This is a genomic window from Bradyrhizobium sp. 170, assembly GCF_023101085.1.
Lineage (GTDB): Bacteria > Pseudomonadota > Alphaproteobacteria > Rhizobiales > Xanthobacteraceae > Bradyrhizobium.
In genome coordinates this window covers 7,371,930-7,386,171 of sequence record NZ_CP064703.1, presented here as the reverse complement: position 1 = coordinate 7,386,171, position 14,242 = coordinate 7,371,930, and the positions used below count along the sequence as shown (strand labels likewise).

Here is a 14,242-nt window from a genome sequence, read left to right as displayed (position 1 = left end):
CAATCAGAGCCCAAATTTTCCTTCCCACTCATACTGCGCCTTGTCCCACACATGCTCCATCAAATCTGACTTCGCGATGGTCGCTCCCGCGGATTGCGAGTAGAACGGCAAGGTGTCGAGCGCCTGAGTACCGCTGAACGGATTGAAGTCTGTGGTGGCAGCGCTGTCGATTCCGGCGGCGATGAACTTCCGGCCCATGAATGTGCCCCCCGTGCAACGCCCGACGAAGTACTCACCCAAGGCCACGCCCAACATGCGTCCTGCCATGCTGTCGACCGGGAAATGGACTCCCGCTATGACGCGGTTGGTTACGATGCGCGCCGCCTGGCGTTCGAGCTGGTCGATCACCGTTGGGTTTGCCGCATCGAGATTTAGCAGCTTCCTCAGCACGTAGGCTACGGCGTAGGCATTGGTTCCGTGTCCCATCGGGAAGGCCCCGTGTCCCGGGGTTGTGATCATCGGTTGCACCTGGGCATTGCATTCGACCGGGCGCCAGCATGCCAGCGCGTGCTTGAAGCGCATCTCCACGTAGACGCAGAACTGCAGCAGGATGTTGATGAGTTCGAATGTGCGCTTGGTCCGGTCGGGGTGCATGTAGACGATCGAGGACCAGAAAGCGTATTGCGGATCGATCTGGGCCAGGATTTCGGTGGCACGCTCGTTACGCAGTTCGGCCCAGCTTATTACCATCGGGATTTGTGCCTCGAACGTCGATTTTAGCGGACGTCCGATTTCCGCAATCAACGATGCGCCCGACAGGACCTGGAATGCGTTGCCAGATGCCTGAAAATTGATCCCCTGCATCATTTCGCCGATCGCCGTGTAGGCGCGAACCCACGGCTCCCAGCGTTCCATTTGTTTCTCGTCATCGATGGGCGTCGGCAGTGCCGGCGCGTAGGACGTGTAGTGGGGGGGCGTCGGATTCTCGGGAACGACGATCGTCCCTTCGCGCCCGAGGATGAGCGCGTCCACCATGATCGAATTGGCATAGGCATCGGCCAGCGTGCCAAGCAGCGCGCCGCCCGCGCCGCCGTCGCCACCGGCCCCACCAGCCCCGCCGGCACCACCGGCTCCGCCCGCACCACCTGCTCCGCCCGCTCCACCCGCTCCGCCCAGTTGAGTCATTCCTGCCTCCTCTGTGAGTAAGTCAGCTTTCCGCCAGTAAGCGCGTCATTGCAATTTGTCCGGTAGTGCCCGTTCCGAATGTGTATTGCTTCACACGAGCCAGATATTTTTCTCCAGGATCAATGCCGGTTCGAGTTGCCGTTTCCCGACGGCAACCCCGCCATGGCCAGGCAGCACGCCCATTGCCGGCCGGTTTCGAGCGCCGCATTCGGCATGCGCGCAAGATATCGCTCCACCGTCAACTGCGGCTCGAGTTGCAGCAGCCTGGCGAGCGCCTCGCGCGCCTCATCCATTCGCTCCTGCGCCACGAGCGAGATCGTCAGGGCCCGCCACGTGGAAGAATGCATGCGGTGGTGCACAAGCGATGAGCGCGCAAGCCTTTCAGCATTCTCGTATTGATGCGCGGAAAGCTCTGCCGCCGCGCCAAGGCACTCGAAGTAGTAGCGTTGCGGATCGAGCGGAGAGAGCTCTATCGCGCGGCGTGTCGCGTCCACAGCCGCTTTCCCTTCCCCCATGAACGCGTTAACGGTGCCGAGATAGAGCCAGCCGAGGGCGTGGCTGGGGTTGGCATTCACGGCATCGTTGCAGCGCTTGCGAGCGGTCTCCAAGTCCTTCAACAAGTGACAGTAGACAAACCCTTCGGTCGCCAGCGCCAGCGCATCCGACGGATCCCGGTCGAGGGCGGCGTGGGTTGCGCTTAAGGCCTCGACCGCCTCGCGCTTGCGGTCCTCAGACCAGCCGCGCGTCACCTGCAGGATGTACCAGTTACCGAGCCAAGCGCGCGGGGCCGCGATCCGGCTATGCCGGTTAATCAGTTCGTCAAGGATTCTCCGCGTCTGGAGAAACTCCTCCTTGCTGGAGCGATGCATCAACTTGATGCTGCCAAGCAGCAGCGAGTAGCTCTCGAGCGTCGGCAGCGGCTGGGTCAGGATATGCTCGACCTCGGCGTCGAGTACGGACAAATGCACTGCCTGGGCGATACGATCCGCCAGTTCGCTTTCCGGCCTCAGCAGATCGCCGATTTCGCCGTTCAATCGGTCGGTCCAGACCACTTGGTTGTTGCGCGCTTCGGAGAGTTCGGCAGTCACCATGATCTTGCCCGCATCCGCAACATACGCGCCGCCGAGGACATAGGTGGCGCCAAGATGCGCCGACACCTCTGCGACATCGCTCGCGCGGCCGCGGAATACGGCAGTCGACAGGCGTGAAATCACCTTCAGGTCCGCTGCCTTCGACAGCCGCCAGATCACGCTGTCGGCAATCAGGTTGCCGACATCGAAAAGCGCTGGGCTGTCGCTCCTCGCAGAGAAGGGGATCACGGCAATGGTCGGCTGCATGGCCGTTCCATAGTCGCGCCGCCGAGTAAGGCTTGGAAGCGGACTAGGCGGGCCAACGCGATAGGCCCGAACCGGCTTGTCAAAATGTTTGAGAATGCATTCTCCAAGGTCTTCGCACGACGCATCGACACCATGCGTAAGCTCGTCGCGTGCTGTGGCGCTGCCGATGGTCTCGCCGGGCTTCGCAAGACTTGCCAAGGCGGCCGCCAGTTGCTCATGCGCTGAGGCGCTGGCAATCGTCTCGCCCGGGCCGGCCAGCGTTGCCAGCCGCGCCGCCAGGTTTACGCCGGTCCCGTAGATATCGATCCCGTCGCTCCATGCCATCGCGGCGTTGATTCCGGCGCGCAGGTCGAAATGCTGGTCTTCGGGCATGCCGACGTTCTGCGCGGCAAGTGTCCGATGCATCGCGGCGGCGGCATCAGCGGCGTCAGGCACCGTCTCGAAACGCGCCAGAAGGCCATCACCGAGACTCTTCACCAAGACGCCGCGATAGTGCGGCAGTATCTCAGTAGTGACGGTGCCGACAAAGTCTGCCCATCGGCGAACGGTGAAAGCTTCGTGCTCTCGCATGAGCCGCACCGATTCCACGAGATCGACCAGCAGCACGACAGTCTCTTGACGCACGAGTGCAACGCCTGCACCCGGTACAGCAAATCGCCCGGTCCGGGCGGCTTGTTCTTCGCCTTTGTCCACCGCTTCATCGTTCATGTTGAACCAATTTCGCGATCCCGGCTCTGCATCTTAGATGGTATGGAACCACACGCAAGAGCTGCGCGAAAAGCACTCGGAATCAAGAGCTGCCAACCACGAGGGCCCCTCGACAAGCGAAACGATCGAGGCGCGTCACAATTCTAAAGCGATTAAGTGGTGAAACACCGGATAAGGTTGTGCATCGAAACCACATCCGGGTACGGTCCCTAAGAAATTCGTGTCATCTTGAGTCGCGGATGCGAAGGTGATGGCCGATCAGACTATTGCCAAGAACATCCTCATTGCCGAGACATCGAAGAAAATCCACACAAAAAAGCCCCCCAATGCGTCTTCCCTTCTTCTACGGCTGGCTGATCGTCGTCGTGACGTTCGTCACCATGGCGATCGGCGTCAATGCGCGGACGGCGTTCTCGCTGTTCTTTCCGCCGATCATTTCCGAGTTCGGATGGGAGCGCGGCGTCACGGCCGGCGCTTTCTCCTTCGGCTTCGTGGTATCGGGTGCCGTCAGTCCGCTGATCGGGCGCATGATGGATCGCTTCGGGCCGCGCGGGGTGATGGAGCTCGGCGTCTTGCTGATGGGCGGCGGGCTGTTGCTCGCGCCGTTGACGACGCAGCCCTGGCATCTCTATCTCACGATCGGCGTGCTGGTCGGCGCGGGCAGCGTGTGCCTCGGCTATTCCGGCCAATCGCTGTTTCTGCCGAACTGGTTCATTCGCCGCCGCGGGCTCGCCATGGGGCTCGCCTTTGCCGGCGTCGGCATCGGCTCGGTGACCTTGCTGCCGTGGGTGCAGCATTTGATCGAGCAGACCGGCTGGCGCACCGCGTGCACCGCGATGGGCATTCTGGTGCTCGCCGTGCTCGCCCCGATCAACCTGTTGCTGCGCAAGCGCCCCGAGGATATCGGGTTATTGCCGGATGGCGATGCGGCGCCGTCGGCGACATCGGCCGCGCCTCGCTCGAACGTCGTCGATCCCGTGTGGGCCAATACCGACTGGACGCTGCGCCGCGCGCTGCGCACCGCGCGATTCTGGTGGATTTCGCTCGGTTACTTCTGTGGTCTTTATGTCTGGTATGCGGTGCAGGTGCACCAGACCAAATTTCTGCTCGATATCGGCTTCAGCGCGAATGTTGCGGTGTGGGCGCTCGGCGTCGTCAGCCTGCTCGGAATCCTCGGCCAGATCTGGCTCGGGCATCTTTCCGACCGGATCGGGCGCGAATGGATCTGGGCCATCAGCTGCGCCGGCTTTGCGATCTGTTTCGCCGCGCTGATCGCCCTGAAATTCGCGCCGGTGTTGCCGCTGGTCTATCTCATGATCTTCACCCAGGGCGCGCTTGGCTATGGCCTGACGTCGGTCATGGGCGCGGTGGTGCTCGAAATATTCCAGGGCAAGCATTACGGCAGCATTTTTGGCACCATCATGCTGGCGGCACTGGCGGGCGGCGCGGCAGGCCCGTGGGCGACCGGGTTGCTGTATGATCTTTCAGGCAGCTACACGTCAGCCTTTGCGATCGGCATCGCCGTCAGCATCCTGTCGGCGGTGGCGATCTGGCGGGCGGCGCCTGGCAAGGTGAGGGCGGTCGCGGGACAAATGCACAAGGCGCAAATCAGGAGCGGCGCGGGCTAACTGCAATTGCTCTCGACCACGGCTCATCGAGAACGCGCTTCAATGTCGAACGTTTTTCGCAGCACTTCCGCGCCGTCTCTGATCACCCGGTACGTCGCGGCGTAGCGGCCGGCAGGCCACGCTGGTTCGTTGCGCTTCTTTCCGGCAATAACAAGGAACTGCGCCTTGTCCCGATCGAGGGCGGGAAGATTGGCGGCGGAGACGGAAGCGCCGCCCGGGCCTTGCACCGAGAGGAATTGCTCGTCGCCGGCCTGCAAGCCGATGGCCCTGACATAGGCGACGAGCGCATCCGAGCCCGGGGTAACGGGATGTCTGGCGATTTCTCCTGATTCAATCAGCTCCATGGTCGGCGCGATACCGGCAAAGCCGTAATCGATGATTTCGCGGGGACGGTATTGCGTCTGCTCGCCAAGGGAACTGGCCCAGATCGACCGGCCGCTACCGCAGGAATTCTCAGGCGCACCATAGGCAAAGGGATCCACGATTTTTCCGCGATGCCGCACCGTGAAATGAAGATGAAAGAATTCGGTATCGCCGGACAGGCCGACCAGGCCGATCGGCTGCCCGGCCGTCATTTGATCGCCGGCATTGACCCGGACACTGCCCTTGGCCATGTGACAATATTGGGTGCGCCAGCCGCCCTCATGCTCGATGACCACGCCGTTGCCGCATTCCTTTCCGGCGATGGCCGCCTTTCCCGCGGTCTTGACCGAGATGTCTTCCATGTCGTTGCGCATCCCGATCACGCGTCCTGGCGCCGCGGCGAGCACCTCTATTCCCTGTCGCTGTATTTCCAGGTTCCGGATCCTGATGTCGGTGCCGTCGTGACCGTCATAGCTGCGTCCGCCGCAGCGATAGTCGCGGGCCTTGTCCGAGGCATCGTGATCGACATAGTTCTGAAAGAAGCAGGTCACGCCCGGTTGGCACTTGATCGGCAGCGCGAGCGAAATGACTTCCCCGGCCCTGGCGTCGATCGCGGCGGCAAGACACAGAGAAATCAAAGCCAGGCACTTCAGGCGCGGCCATCCGGGTGCATTGATACGACGTGTGCGTCGGTGCACGGAATGTGTCGAATTTCCGGTGTCGGCGTTCGCAGGCATCCGCTAACGCTAGCGACTCATAATGACTTGCGCGAGGCGGATATTTCCGTTTCAGGCCGATGAAATTCCCATCGTCCTCTGCAGGTCGCCGATGGCGCGAAAAAAGCTGTCGGGCGGCGTGGTCTCGGGATCGATCAGGCGGTGCAGGCGGAAGCCGTCCTCCAGCGCCAGCACCAGCGCGCCGGCCCATGTCGGATTCAGAATAGTCGTCCGGCCGCTGTTCCTGGCCGTGGTTTCGATGATGTCGGTGACCAGCTTTCGGCGGGCGCGCAGCCGCTTGGCGAGTTCAGGCCGGCGCTTTTCGGCGCGCGCCACGAACAGGATCATTTCCATATGCAGCAGGGGAGAGCGGCCGAGCGGATCCTGCTGGCTGCGGTCCATGGTCTTCAGCGCATCGATGAAATCCGCAAGGTTCCTATGCTTCTCGAGCAGATCGCGGATGCGCCCGATGGATTGCTCGACGTGATCCTCGAGCATGGCGATGATCAGTTCGTCCTTGCTCTTGAAATTCGAATAGAACGCCCCGCGCGTGAAGCCGGCCGCCGCCGCGATCGCCTCGATGCTGGCGCCGCCGATGCCCTGTTCCTCGAACACGCGCGCCGCCGCCTCGAACAGCTTTTCGCGGGTGTCGTCCCTTGTGGGTCTGGTTCGCACTCTTGACATCCGCCCAGTTTAGGCGAAAATGCAACTCAATACAATAATGTATCGAGTTTCGACCGGCCCGGGGGAAACGCGCTGTGCTACGCACCGCCAGCAACCAGTTGAGGTCACCATGAACGAACATGTTCAGCCTGCCAGTAGCGCGCCGTTGTTCAATCCGCTGGACCCGGAATTCATCCGCAACCCCTATCCGCATTACGAGCGGATGCGGACCACCGATCCGGTGCACCTGACGCCGCTCGGCATGTATGTCGCGAGCCGCCACGCCGAGGTCAGCCTCGTGATGCGCGACAAGCGGTTCGGCAAGGATTACGTCGAGCGCACGATCCGCCGCTACGGCCCCAAGATCATGGACGAGCCGGTGTTCCGCAGCATGAGCCACTGGATGCTGCAGCAGGATCCGCCGGACCACACCCGCCTGCGCGGGCTGGTGGTGAAGGCGTTCACCGCCCGCCGGGTCGAGGACATGAGCCCGCGCATCCAGCAGGTCGTCGACGAGACGCTCGACCGGATCATTCCGCAGGGCAAGATGGACCTGATCGAGGATTTCGCGTTCCGCCTGCCGGTCACCATCATCTGCGACATGCTCGGAATCCCCGAGGAGCATCGCGAGGTATTTTATACAAGTTCGCGCGATGGCGGACGCCTGCTCGATCCGGTGCCGCTGACGCCGGACGAAATCAAGCAGGGCAATGCCGGCAATGCGATGGCGGCGATGTATTTCCAGCAGATGTTCGAGCTGCGGCGCAAGACCCCCGGTGACGACCTGATTACGCAGCTGGTGCAGGCCGAGGAGGACGGCAGCAAGCTCTCCAACGAGGAACTGACCGCCAATATCATTCTGCTGTTCGGCGCGGGCCACGAGACCACCGTCAACCTGATCGGCAACGGCTTGCTGGCGCTGCATCGCAATCCCGACCAGCTCGCGCTGCTCAAGGCCAGGCCCGAGCTCATCACCAACGCCATCGAGGAATTCCTGCGCTACGACTCCTCGGTGCAACTGACCGGCCGGGTGGCGCTGGAAGACATCGAAGACCTCGGCGGAAAGCGAATTCCCAAGGGCGAGAGCGTGCTCTGTCTGCTGGGCTCGGCCAACCACGACCCCGCGGTCTATCCCGACCACCCGGAACGCCTCGATATCGCCCGGCCCAATGTAAGGCCGCTATTCTTTGGCGGCGGCATCCACTTCTGCCTCGGCGCCCAGCTGGCGCGGATCGAGGCCGAAGTCGCGATTTCGACCCTGCTGCGCCGGCTGCCGGACCTGCGGCTGGATGACGCTGTCAATCCGGAATGGCGGCCGACCTTCGTGCTGCGCGGCCTGAAGCGCCTGCCGGCGAGCTGGTAAGGCCTTGGCGGGGCGTTTTAACCCTCGGCTCCGGTGCTTGGAGCCGGGCGGGGCGCCTGTCAGTATGCCGCTGTGACATCGCCGCACTTGCCTCTATATTCCGGGCTGCTCCGGGGCCGGGTTCGGCGTAGCGCGGCCTGCGCGCCGGGGCGGTTCAAGGGGAGATACCGTGCAGACGACGCTGCTCGGCCTGGCAATCGCCTTCATCATTGCGTTGATTGCCGCGCTTGTCGGGCCATATTTCATTGACTGGAACCAGTTCCGGCCGCATTTCGAGGCCGAGGCGACGCGGATCGTCGGCGCGCCGGTCCGGGTCGGCGGCAAGCTCGACGCACGGCTGTTGCCGGCGCCGTCGCTGCAACTGCGGTCGGTCGTGGTCGGCGGCGCCAACGATCTCGGCAAGGTTCGCGCCGACAAGCTCGACGTGGAATTCAGCCTGGGCTCGCTGATGCGCGGCGAGGTGCGCGCGACCGAACTGACGATCAACGGCATGTCGCTCGATCTCGGGCTCGACGCCAAGGGACGCATCGATTGGCCGGCATCGACCGGGACGGTCAATCTGGGTTCGCTGGCGATTGACCGGCTCAATCTCACCGGGCGCATCGCCTTGCATGACGCAGCCAGCCGCAGCACGCTCGAACTGAACGATATCGCCTTCAGTGGCGACGTGCGGTCGCTGGCCGGCTCGGTCCGCGGCGACGGCAACTTCATGCTGTCGGGCACGCGCTATCCGTTTCGCGTTTCCTCGGGGCAGGGCCCCGACGGCAACGGCACCCGCGTTCACCTCAATATCGACCCGGGCCAGCGCGCGCTCGCCATCGATCTCGACGGCATCCTGAATTTCGATGCCCGTGCGCCGCGCTTCGAAGGCGCGATGACGCTCGTCGCTCCTCCCGGCCAGAAGGGCAAGGGCAACGATCCACCGTGGCGCATCGCCGCGAAGGTCAAGGCCGATTATTCGGCGGCGCGGCTCGAACAGGTCGAGGTGACCTATGGCCCCGAGGAGCGCGCGCTGAAGCTCTCAGGCAGCGGCGACATCCGCTTCGGCGCGGAGCTGCTGTTGCGTGCGGCGCTCTCGGCGCGCCAGCTCGATGCCGACAGATTCGTCACCAAGGACAATTCCACCGAACCTGCTCGCGCGTTACCATCGCTGCGCGCGCTCACATCAGTCATTCCGCATCTGCCGATCCCCGCGCAGATCGAACTCGCTTCCGAGCAGGTCATGCTCGGCGGCCGCCCGTTGCAGGACATCGCTGCCGAGCTGCATGGCGACGACAAATCCTGGAGCCTCCGAAGACTGGAGTTCCGCGCGCCCGGCGCGACCAGGGTTTCACTCAACGAGGCCAGTGCGAAGAGCGTTACGCCGGAGCGGTTCAAGGCTGCGCTCAGCGTCGAATCCTCCGATCCCGAGGCGCTGCTGACCTGGCTGCAGGGCCGCGGCGAGATCGCCTATCGCAGCCAGAAGCCGCTTCGGCTGCGCGGCGACGTGACCGTCGCGCCTGAGGGCTTTGCCATCGACGCCATGAAGGCCGACATCGAGGGCGGCACGGTGGAGGGGAGGGTGGTGGTGTCGCACCGGCAAGCAATTCACGGCTCCCGGGTCGATGCGGAACTGAAGGCGGAGCGGCTCGATCTCGATGCCGCCACGGCCTTTGCGCGGTCGCTGGCGGGGCCGCAAGGCGAGTGGCCGGATGAGGCAAAGTTATCGCTCGATATCGGCCGCGCCATCTCCGCCGGGCAGGAGCTGAGTCCGCTGCTCGCCAGACTGGCCTACTCGCCGACAAAAATATCGCTCGAGCAGTTGAAGATCGGCCAGCTTGAAAGCGTGACGCTGGACGGCGCGGGCAATTTCGACCGCGTTAACGCGACCGGATGGTTCGCGCTCAATTCGAGCGCCGCTTCGCTCGCTCGGTTGACCAGCCTGATCGTTCCCTTTTCACCGGCGCTGGCCGCGCGGCTCAATGCGGTGGGGACCAGCCCGGGCCCGGCGCGCCTGAAACTGGCGCTCGACCTCACCAGGAGTGCCGGGCAGTCCGATCGCGTCCAGGCGCGCGCCACAGCCGATCTCGACTCGCCGTTGCTCAAGGGCGTCAGCACGATCACCGCAAGGCCAACTGTGGCGGCAATCCAGGGCATCGATCTTGCCGCGCTCCGGCAGAGCGACGTCGGGATCGAATCCAGATTGTCGTCCGAGCAAGGCCGCGCCTTGCTTGTCCTGCTCGGCCTCGATCGCGCCGTGGCGGCGGGCGACGGCCCGGCGCAATTCGAGGGCAGCGCTGTGGGCGCGTGGGGCGCGCCGTTGCGCCTCAAGGCAAAGATCTCGGGAACGGGACTTGAAGCCGAAGCGGAAGGCTCCGCCGAACCGTGGGCACAGGAGGCCAAGGCCACTCTCTCCTTGAAAGTTCGCCGCGCCGATTTCGGGCCGCTGCTCGATCTCAAGCCGGCGGATACGCTGGCGCAGAACATCGGCCTGTCTTCGCGCGTGCAGCTCACCGGGAACAGGCTGACCTTCGACGACCTCGACAGCAGCGCCGGCGGTTCGCGCCTGCGCGGCAGCGTGGCCGTGACGCTCGGCGAGGAGAAGGAGATCGAGGGTGAAATCGGCGCCGATCAGCTCGCGCTGGCGCCGGCCTTCGCCCTGGCGCTCGGCGCCGCCGGACACGATGCCGCCGAGCCGCTCGGCACTGGCCTGGCGAAGGGCTGGCGCGGCAGGATCGCGTTTCAGGCGCTGCGCGGCGTGCTGCCGGGCGGAAGCGAATTGCAGCCGGTGAGCGGGATGATCAAGAGCGACGGCCAGTCGCTGAGCTTCGATGCCATCAAAGCCAAGATCGGCGGCGGCGATGTCAGCGCCAGTATGGATGCGAAGCCAGGCGCGAACGGCATTGCGTTGAACGCGAGTATCCAGTTCTCCGGCGTCGACGGCACGGCGCTGCGCTATCGCAACCTCGCGATGCCGGCCGGCCGCGCGTCGATGCAGATGACGCTGACGAGCCAGGGCCGCAGCGCCTCGGCGCTGGCGGGCGCGCTGTCCGGCAGCGGAACGCTGACGCTGGAAGCGGCCAGGATCTCAGGCCTCGATCCGCGCGCCTTCGAAGTGGCTGTCCGCGCCAATGACAGCGGGCAGGCAAAGGACGACGTCCGACTGAAGCAGATCGTCGAAGCCGCTCTTCCGGCCGGCGCGCTTGCGGTTCCTTCCGCGCAAATCCCGTTCACCGTCAGGGACGGCCGGTTTCGCGTGGGCGCCACGACGCTGGACGGCAATGGCGTGCGCGCCACCGTCTCCGGCGGATACGATATCGCCGCCGATCAGGCCGATATCCGCGCCGCGCTTTCCTTGACGATGACGACCGGACGTCCGGAGATTCAACTGCTCGCGGTCGGCACGCCCGACGCGCTCAGCCGCAGCGTCGACGTTGCCCCTTTGTCATCGTGGCTGGCGGTGCGTGCGATCGATCACGAAACCCGAAGGCTCGATGCGATCGAACGAGGCGAGCCGCCGCCGCCGGCGCCGGCGCCGATCGTGCTGCCGCCCGTGGATGGACAATTGCCGATCCCGGAGGCCGCGCCAATCACGCCGGCGACCCAGACAAAGGGCGGCCGCGATCCACGGCGGCCGCCGGCGAAGAAGACCACGGCGCCGCGTCCGCCCGTCGTCAATGCGCCGCCGGCACCCGTCGCAGGCCAGCCGCTGGTTGCTCCGCTGCCGCCGCCGATCGACGTGAAGCCCGCACCAGGAGCCGCCAAAGCGAAACCGCGTCCGCCGCTGGCGCTGACGCCGCAAGTGGGCAATCCGCCGCCGCGTTCCAATTAGGGCGCGGACTGACTAGCGCAGCCATCGGCAGCGGGTCGCTTTTGAGGCAAAGCAGATATCAAATGGCGGGCAGTACTCGGTCGAAAATGACTCCTTGCAGCCGTCAGATAGCTCCGACATATTTGAACGCATGCCTACAGATCATTGCTATCTTGATCGCATTGCAGGTCTAGCGCCGCAACTGAAAGAGTCGCTCGATACGCTGAAGGCGGAGTGGTCACCTGAGGTGGTGCCTGTAACAGTCGCTGGCGCAGGATTGGCACACGCTATCGTCGAGCATTTCGAGCAGCTGCCAAAAGACACGATGAAATCCGTCTTTGAGCTGTGTGAGCAGGCGCTAGAGAATGGTTCTGCCGAAGAACAGATCGCTTTGTCGACAGGCTTTCTTGAATCATTGCAGCATGCAGACGGCAAGAGAGCATTCGATTTCAGGGCGCTGGTCAGCTTTCTAGGACCAAAGTCCAAAGAACATTGCTTAGCGATGGATAAGTTCTGGAAAGCTACCACACGCGGTTTGTAGAGGGTCCACTTTCGGTCAATATTTGCCGAAGCGGACGTTTGCAATGGGACGCAGGGGATGCCACGTTCGGCTGTGGCGTAGCGGTGTCAGCGTTGTTCGCCCGGCCCTTCGTATCACTTCACTGTGGTGCGGTAACCGCGTCGCTTTAAGGGCAGGACACACATTGCTTCTGTAGTTGCGCCGCCGGTCTTATGAGTGTGCCTAGCCGAGCACGATCTCGCGCCCGATTCCGATCGCCTGCAGAAATGCCTCGTCATGGCTGACGGCGATCAGCGCGCCGTCGAATCCTTTCAGCGCATTTTCCAGTTCCTCGATGGAAGCGAGATCGAGATGGTTGGTCGGCTCGTCCAGCAGCAGGACGAACGGCGGTTGCGGGCGCGCGAATACGCAGGCGAGGCCTGCGCGCAGCCGCTCGCCGCCTGAGAGCCTGGCCGCGATCTGCAGCGCCGCCCGGTTACGGAATGCAAACCGCGCCAGCGCCGCGTGGGCCGCGTTGGCCGAGAGCTCCGGATTCAGGCGGCGCAGATTGTCGAGAATGCTCAGCCCGGGATCGAGCAGGCCGATATGCTGATCGAACACGGCAATGCGGTCGGTGCGGCGGCCAACGTCGCCGCTCGCAGGTTTCAGCTCGCCGGTGAGCAGGCGGAACAAGGTGGTCTTGCCAGAACCGTTGGCGCCGCGGATGGCGATCCGCTCGGGTCCGCGAACCTCGAATGACAGCGGTCCGAACAGATGGCGCTCTCCAAAAGCCATCGCCACGTCCTTGAAGGCGATGAGTTCGCGCCCGCCCGGCAGATGGGTGCGCGGCAACGCGATCGAAAGCGGCGTCAGGATCTCGACTTGCGCCCTGGCCATTTCCAGCGCCTCGACACGCTCGCCGAGCAGGCGGCCGGCGAGCTGGCTTTCGCGCGCGGCGCTGTTCTCGGCGCGCTCCTTCTCGCGGTCCATGAACATCTTGTCCTCGATGCCCTTGGCGCGCCAGGCGCGGCCGGCCTTGTCGCGGCGTGCCTTCTTTTCGCGCCCCTTCTGCAGCGCGCGTTCGGTGTTGCGCAGGGCATCCGAGGCGCGGTCGAGGTCATCGGCGGCGCGGGCGCGGGCCGCCTCGCGCGCCTCGGCAAAGGTCGACCACGCGCCGCCGAATATGCTGATGCCGATCGGCGTCAGTTCGACGATGCGGTCGACGCGTTCCAGCAGCGCGCGGTCATGGCTGGCGACGAGGATGCCGCCCTGCCAGCGTTCGAGCAGCTGCGCCACGGCCTGCCGGCCGTCAGCGTCGAGATTGTTGGTGGGTTCGTCCAGCAGCAGCAGATCCGGCGCCTCGATCAGGAGGCGCGCCAGCGCGAGGCGCGTTCGCTCGCCGCCGCTCAAGGAGATGATCGGGCGATGCAGCGGCAACGACGCCAGCCCGGCATCAGTCAGCGCCGCCTGTATTCTCGCTTCCAGCGTCCAATCCGCTTCGGTGGCGTCATCAAGCGATCCTTGAATCGATCCCTGGCCGCGTTCGAGCCGGCGCAGCCGGGCAAGATCGCCGGCGACGCCGAGCGCCTGGTCGACCGTCAGCCGTTCATCGGTCAGCTGCGCGAGCATGCCGATCGAGCCGATGCGTTGCAGCGATCCGCCTGCAGGTTCGATCTGGCCCGCGATCAGGCGAAGCAATGTGGATTTGCCGCAGCCGTTGCGGCCGACAAGGCCGGTGCGCTCGCGCCCGATGGCAAGCGTCAATCCATCGAACAGCGGGCGTCCGTCAGGCGTGGCGAGCGAGATGGAATCCAGAACGAGAAAGGCAGGCATGGAGAGCTTCCGAAAATGGACTGAGGTCGCAGGGCGCGGTCAGCTTTGCGATGTCCATTTCTCTCTCCAGCCTTTCTCTGTGACGGGTCTTCTTCCGTCGGTCGTCGGGTTCCGCCCGCCAGCTAGGCAGGGAACCGCAACGACCAATCAATTAGATACATTGCCGTCATTCGTCCAGCCTGCCGCAACGCGCAGCGCCTCTGCGCGGCAGGCGGAA

The 14,242-nt window shown here is 64.2% G+C and carries 9 protein-coding genes; 4 read left to right on the top strand and 5 right to left on the bottom strand.

Annotation, left to right across the window (positions count from 1 at the left end; all coding sequences use genetic code 11):
* Window positions 1–3: 3 nt before the first annotated feature.
* Together IVB05_RS34445 and IVB05_RS34440 are read right to left on the bottom strand one after the other, a co-directional pair.
* Window positions 4–1,125 (bottom strand): phosphatase PAP2 family protein, encoded by a 1,122-nt coding sequence (locus tag IVB05_RS34445; RefSeq protein ID WP_247780433.1) that lies wholly within the window; start codon window positions 1,123–1,125, stop codon window positions 4–6.
* Between the two features lie 119 nt (window positions 1,126–1,244).
* Entirely contained in the window at window positions 1,245–3,086 is a 1,842-nt protein-coding gene (locus tag IVB05_RS34440) for an adenylate/guanylate cyclase domain-containing protein (protein WP_247780432.1), read from the bottom strand.
* A 410-nt stretch (window positions 3,087–3,496) separates the two neighbouring features.
* Between IVB05_RS34440 and IVB05_RS34435 the strand changes: the two genes are divergently transcribed.
* Window positions 3,497–4,798 carry an MFS transporter gene (locus IVB05_RS34435; protein ID WP_247780431.1) on the top strand — a complete coding sequence of 434 codons (1,302 nt, stop codon included), beginning with the start codon at window positions 3,497–3,499 and terminating at the stop codon, window positions 4,796–4,798.
* 23 nt (window positions 4,799–4,821) lie between these two features.
* Here IVB05_RS34435 and IVB05_RS34430 read toward each other — a convergent pair whose 3' ends face one another.
* Entirely contained in the window at window positions 4,822–5,799 is a 978-nt protein-coding gene (locus IVB05_RS34430; protein ID WP_247780430.1) for a M23 family metallopeptidase, read from the bottom strand.
* A 150-nt stretch (window positions 5,800–5,949) separates the two neighbouring features.
* Window positions 5,950–6,561 (bottom strand): TetR/AcrR family transcriptional regulator, encoded by a 612-nt coding sequence (locus tag IVB05_RS34425; protein ID WP_247780429.1) that lies wholly within the window; start codon window positions 6,559–6,561, stop codon window positions 5,950–5,952.
* Between the two features lie 109 nt (window positions 6,562–6,670).
* Between IVB05_RS34425 and IVB05_RS34420 the strand changes: the two genes are divergently transcribed.
* From IVB05_RS34420 to IVB05_RS34410, 3 genes are all read left to right on the top strand, one after another.
* Complete coding sequence (locus IVB05_RS34420; RefSeq protein ID WP_247780428.1) at window positions 6,671–7,903, top strand: cytochrome P450; 1,233 nt, start codon at window positions 6,671–6,673, stop codon at window positions 7,901–7,903.
* A gap of 169 nt (window positions 7,904–8,072) precedes the next feature.
* Window positions 8,073–11,714 (top strand): AsmA-like C-terminal region-containing protein, encoded by a 3,642-nt coding sequence (locus tag IVB05_RS34415; RefSeq protein WP_247780427.1) that lies wholly within the window; start codon window positions 8,073–8,075, stop codon window positions 11,712–11,714.
* A gap of 94 nt (window positions 11,715–11,808) precedes the next feature.
* Window positions 11,809–12,234 (top strand): hypothetical protein, encoded by a 426-nt coding sequence (locus tag IVB05_RS34410; protein ID WP_247780426.1) that lies wholly within the window; start codon window positions 11,809–11,811, stop codon window positions 12,232–12,234.
* 201 nt (window positions 12,235–12,435) lie between these two features.
* Here IVB05_RS34410 and IVB05_RS34405 read toward each other — a convergent pair whose 3' ends face one another.
* Complete coding sequence (locus IVB05_RS34405) at window positions 12,436–14,025, bottom strand: ABC-F family ATP-binding cassette domain-containing protein (RefSeq protein ID WP_247780425.1); 1,590 nt, start codon at window positions 14,023–14,025, stop codon at window positions 12,436–12,438.
* Between the last annotated feature and the right edge of the window lie 217 nt (window positions 14,026–14,242).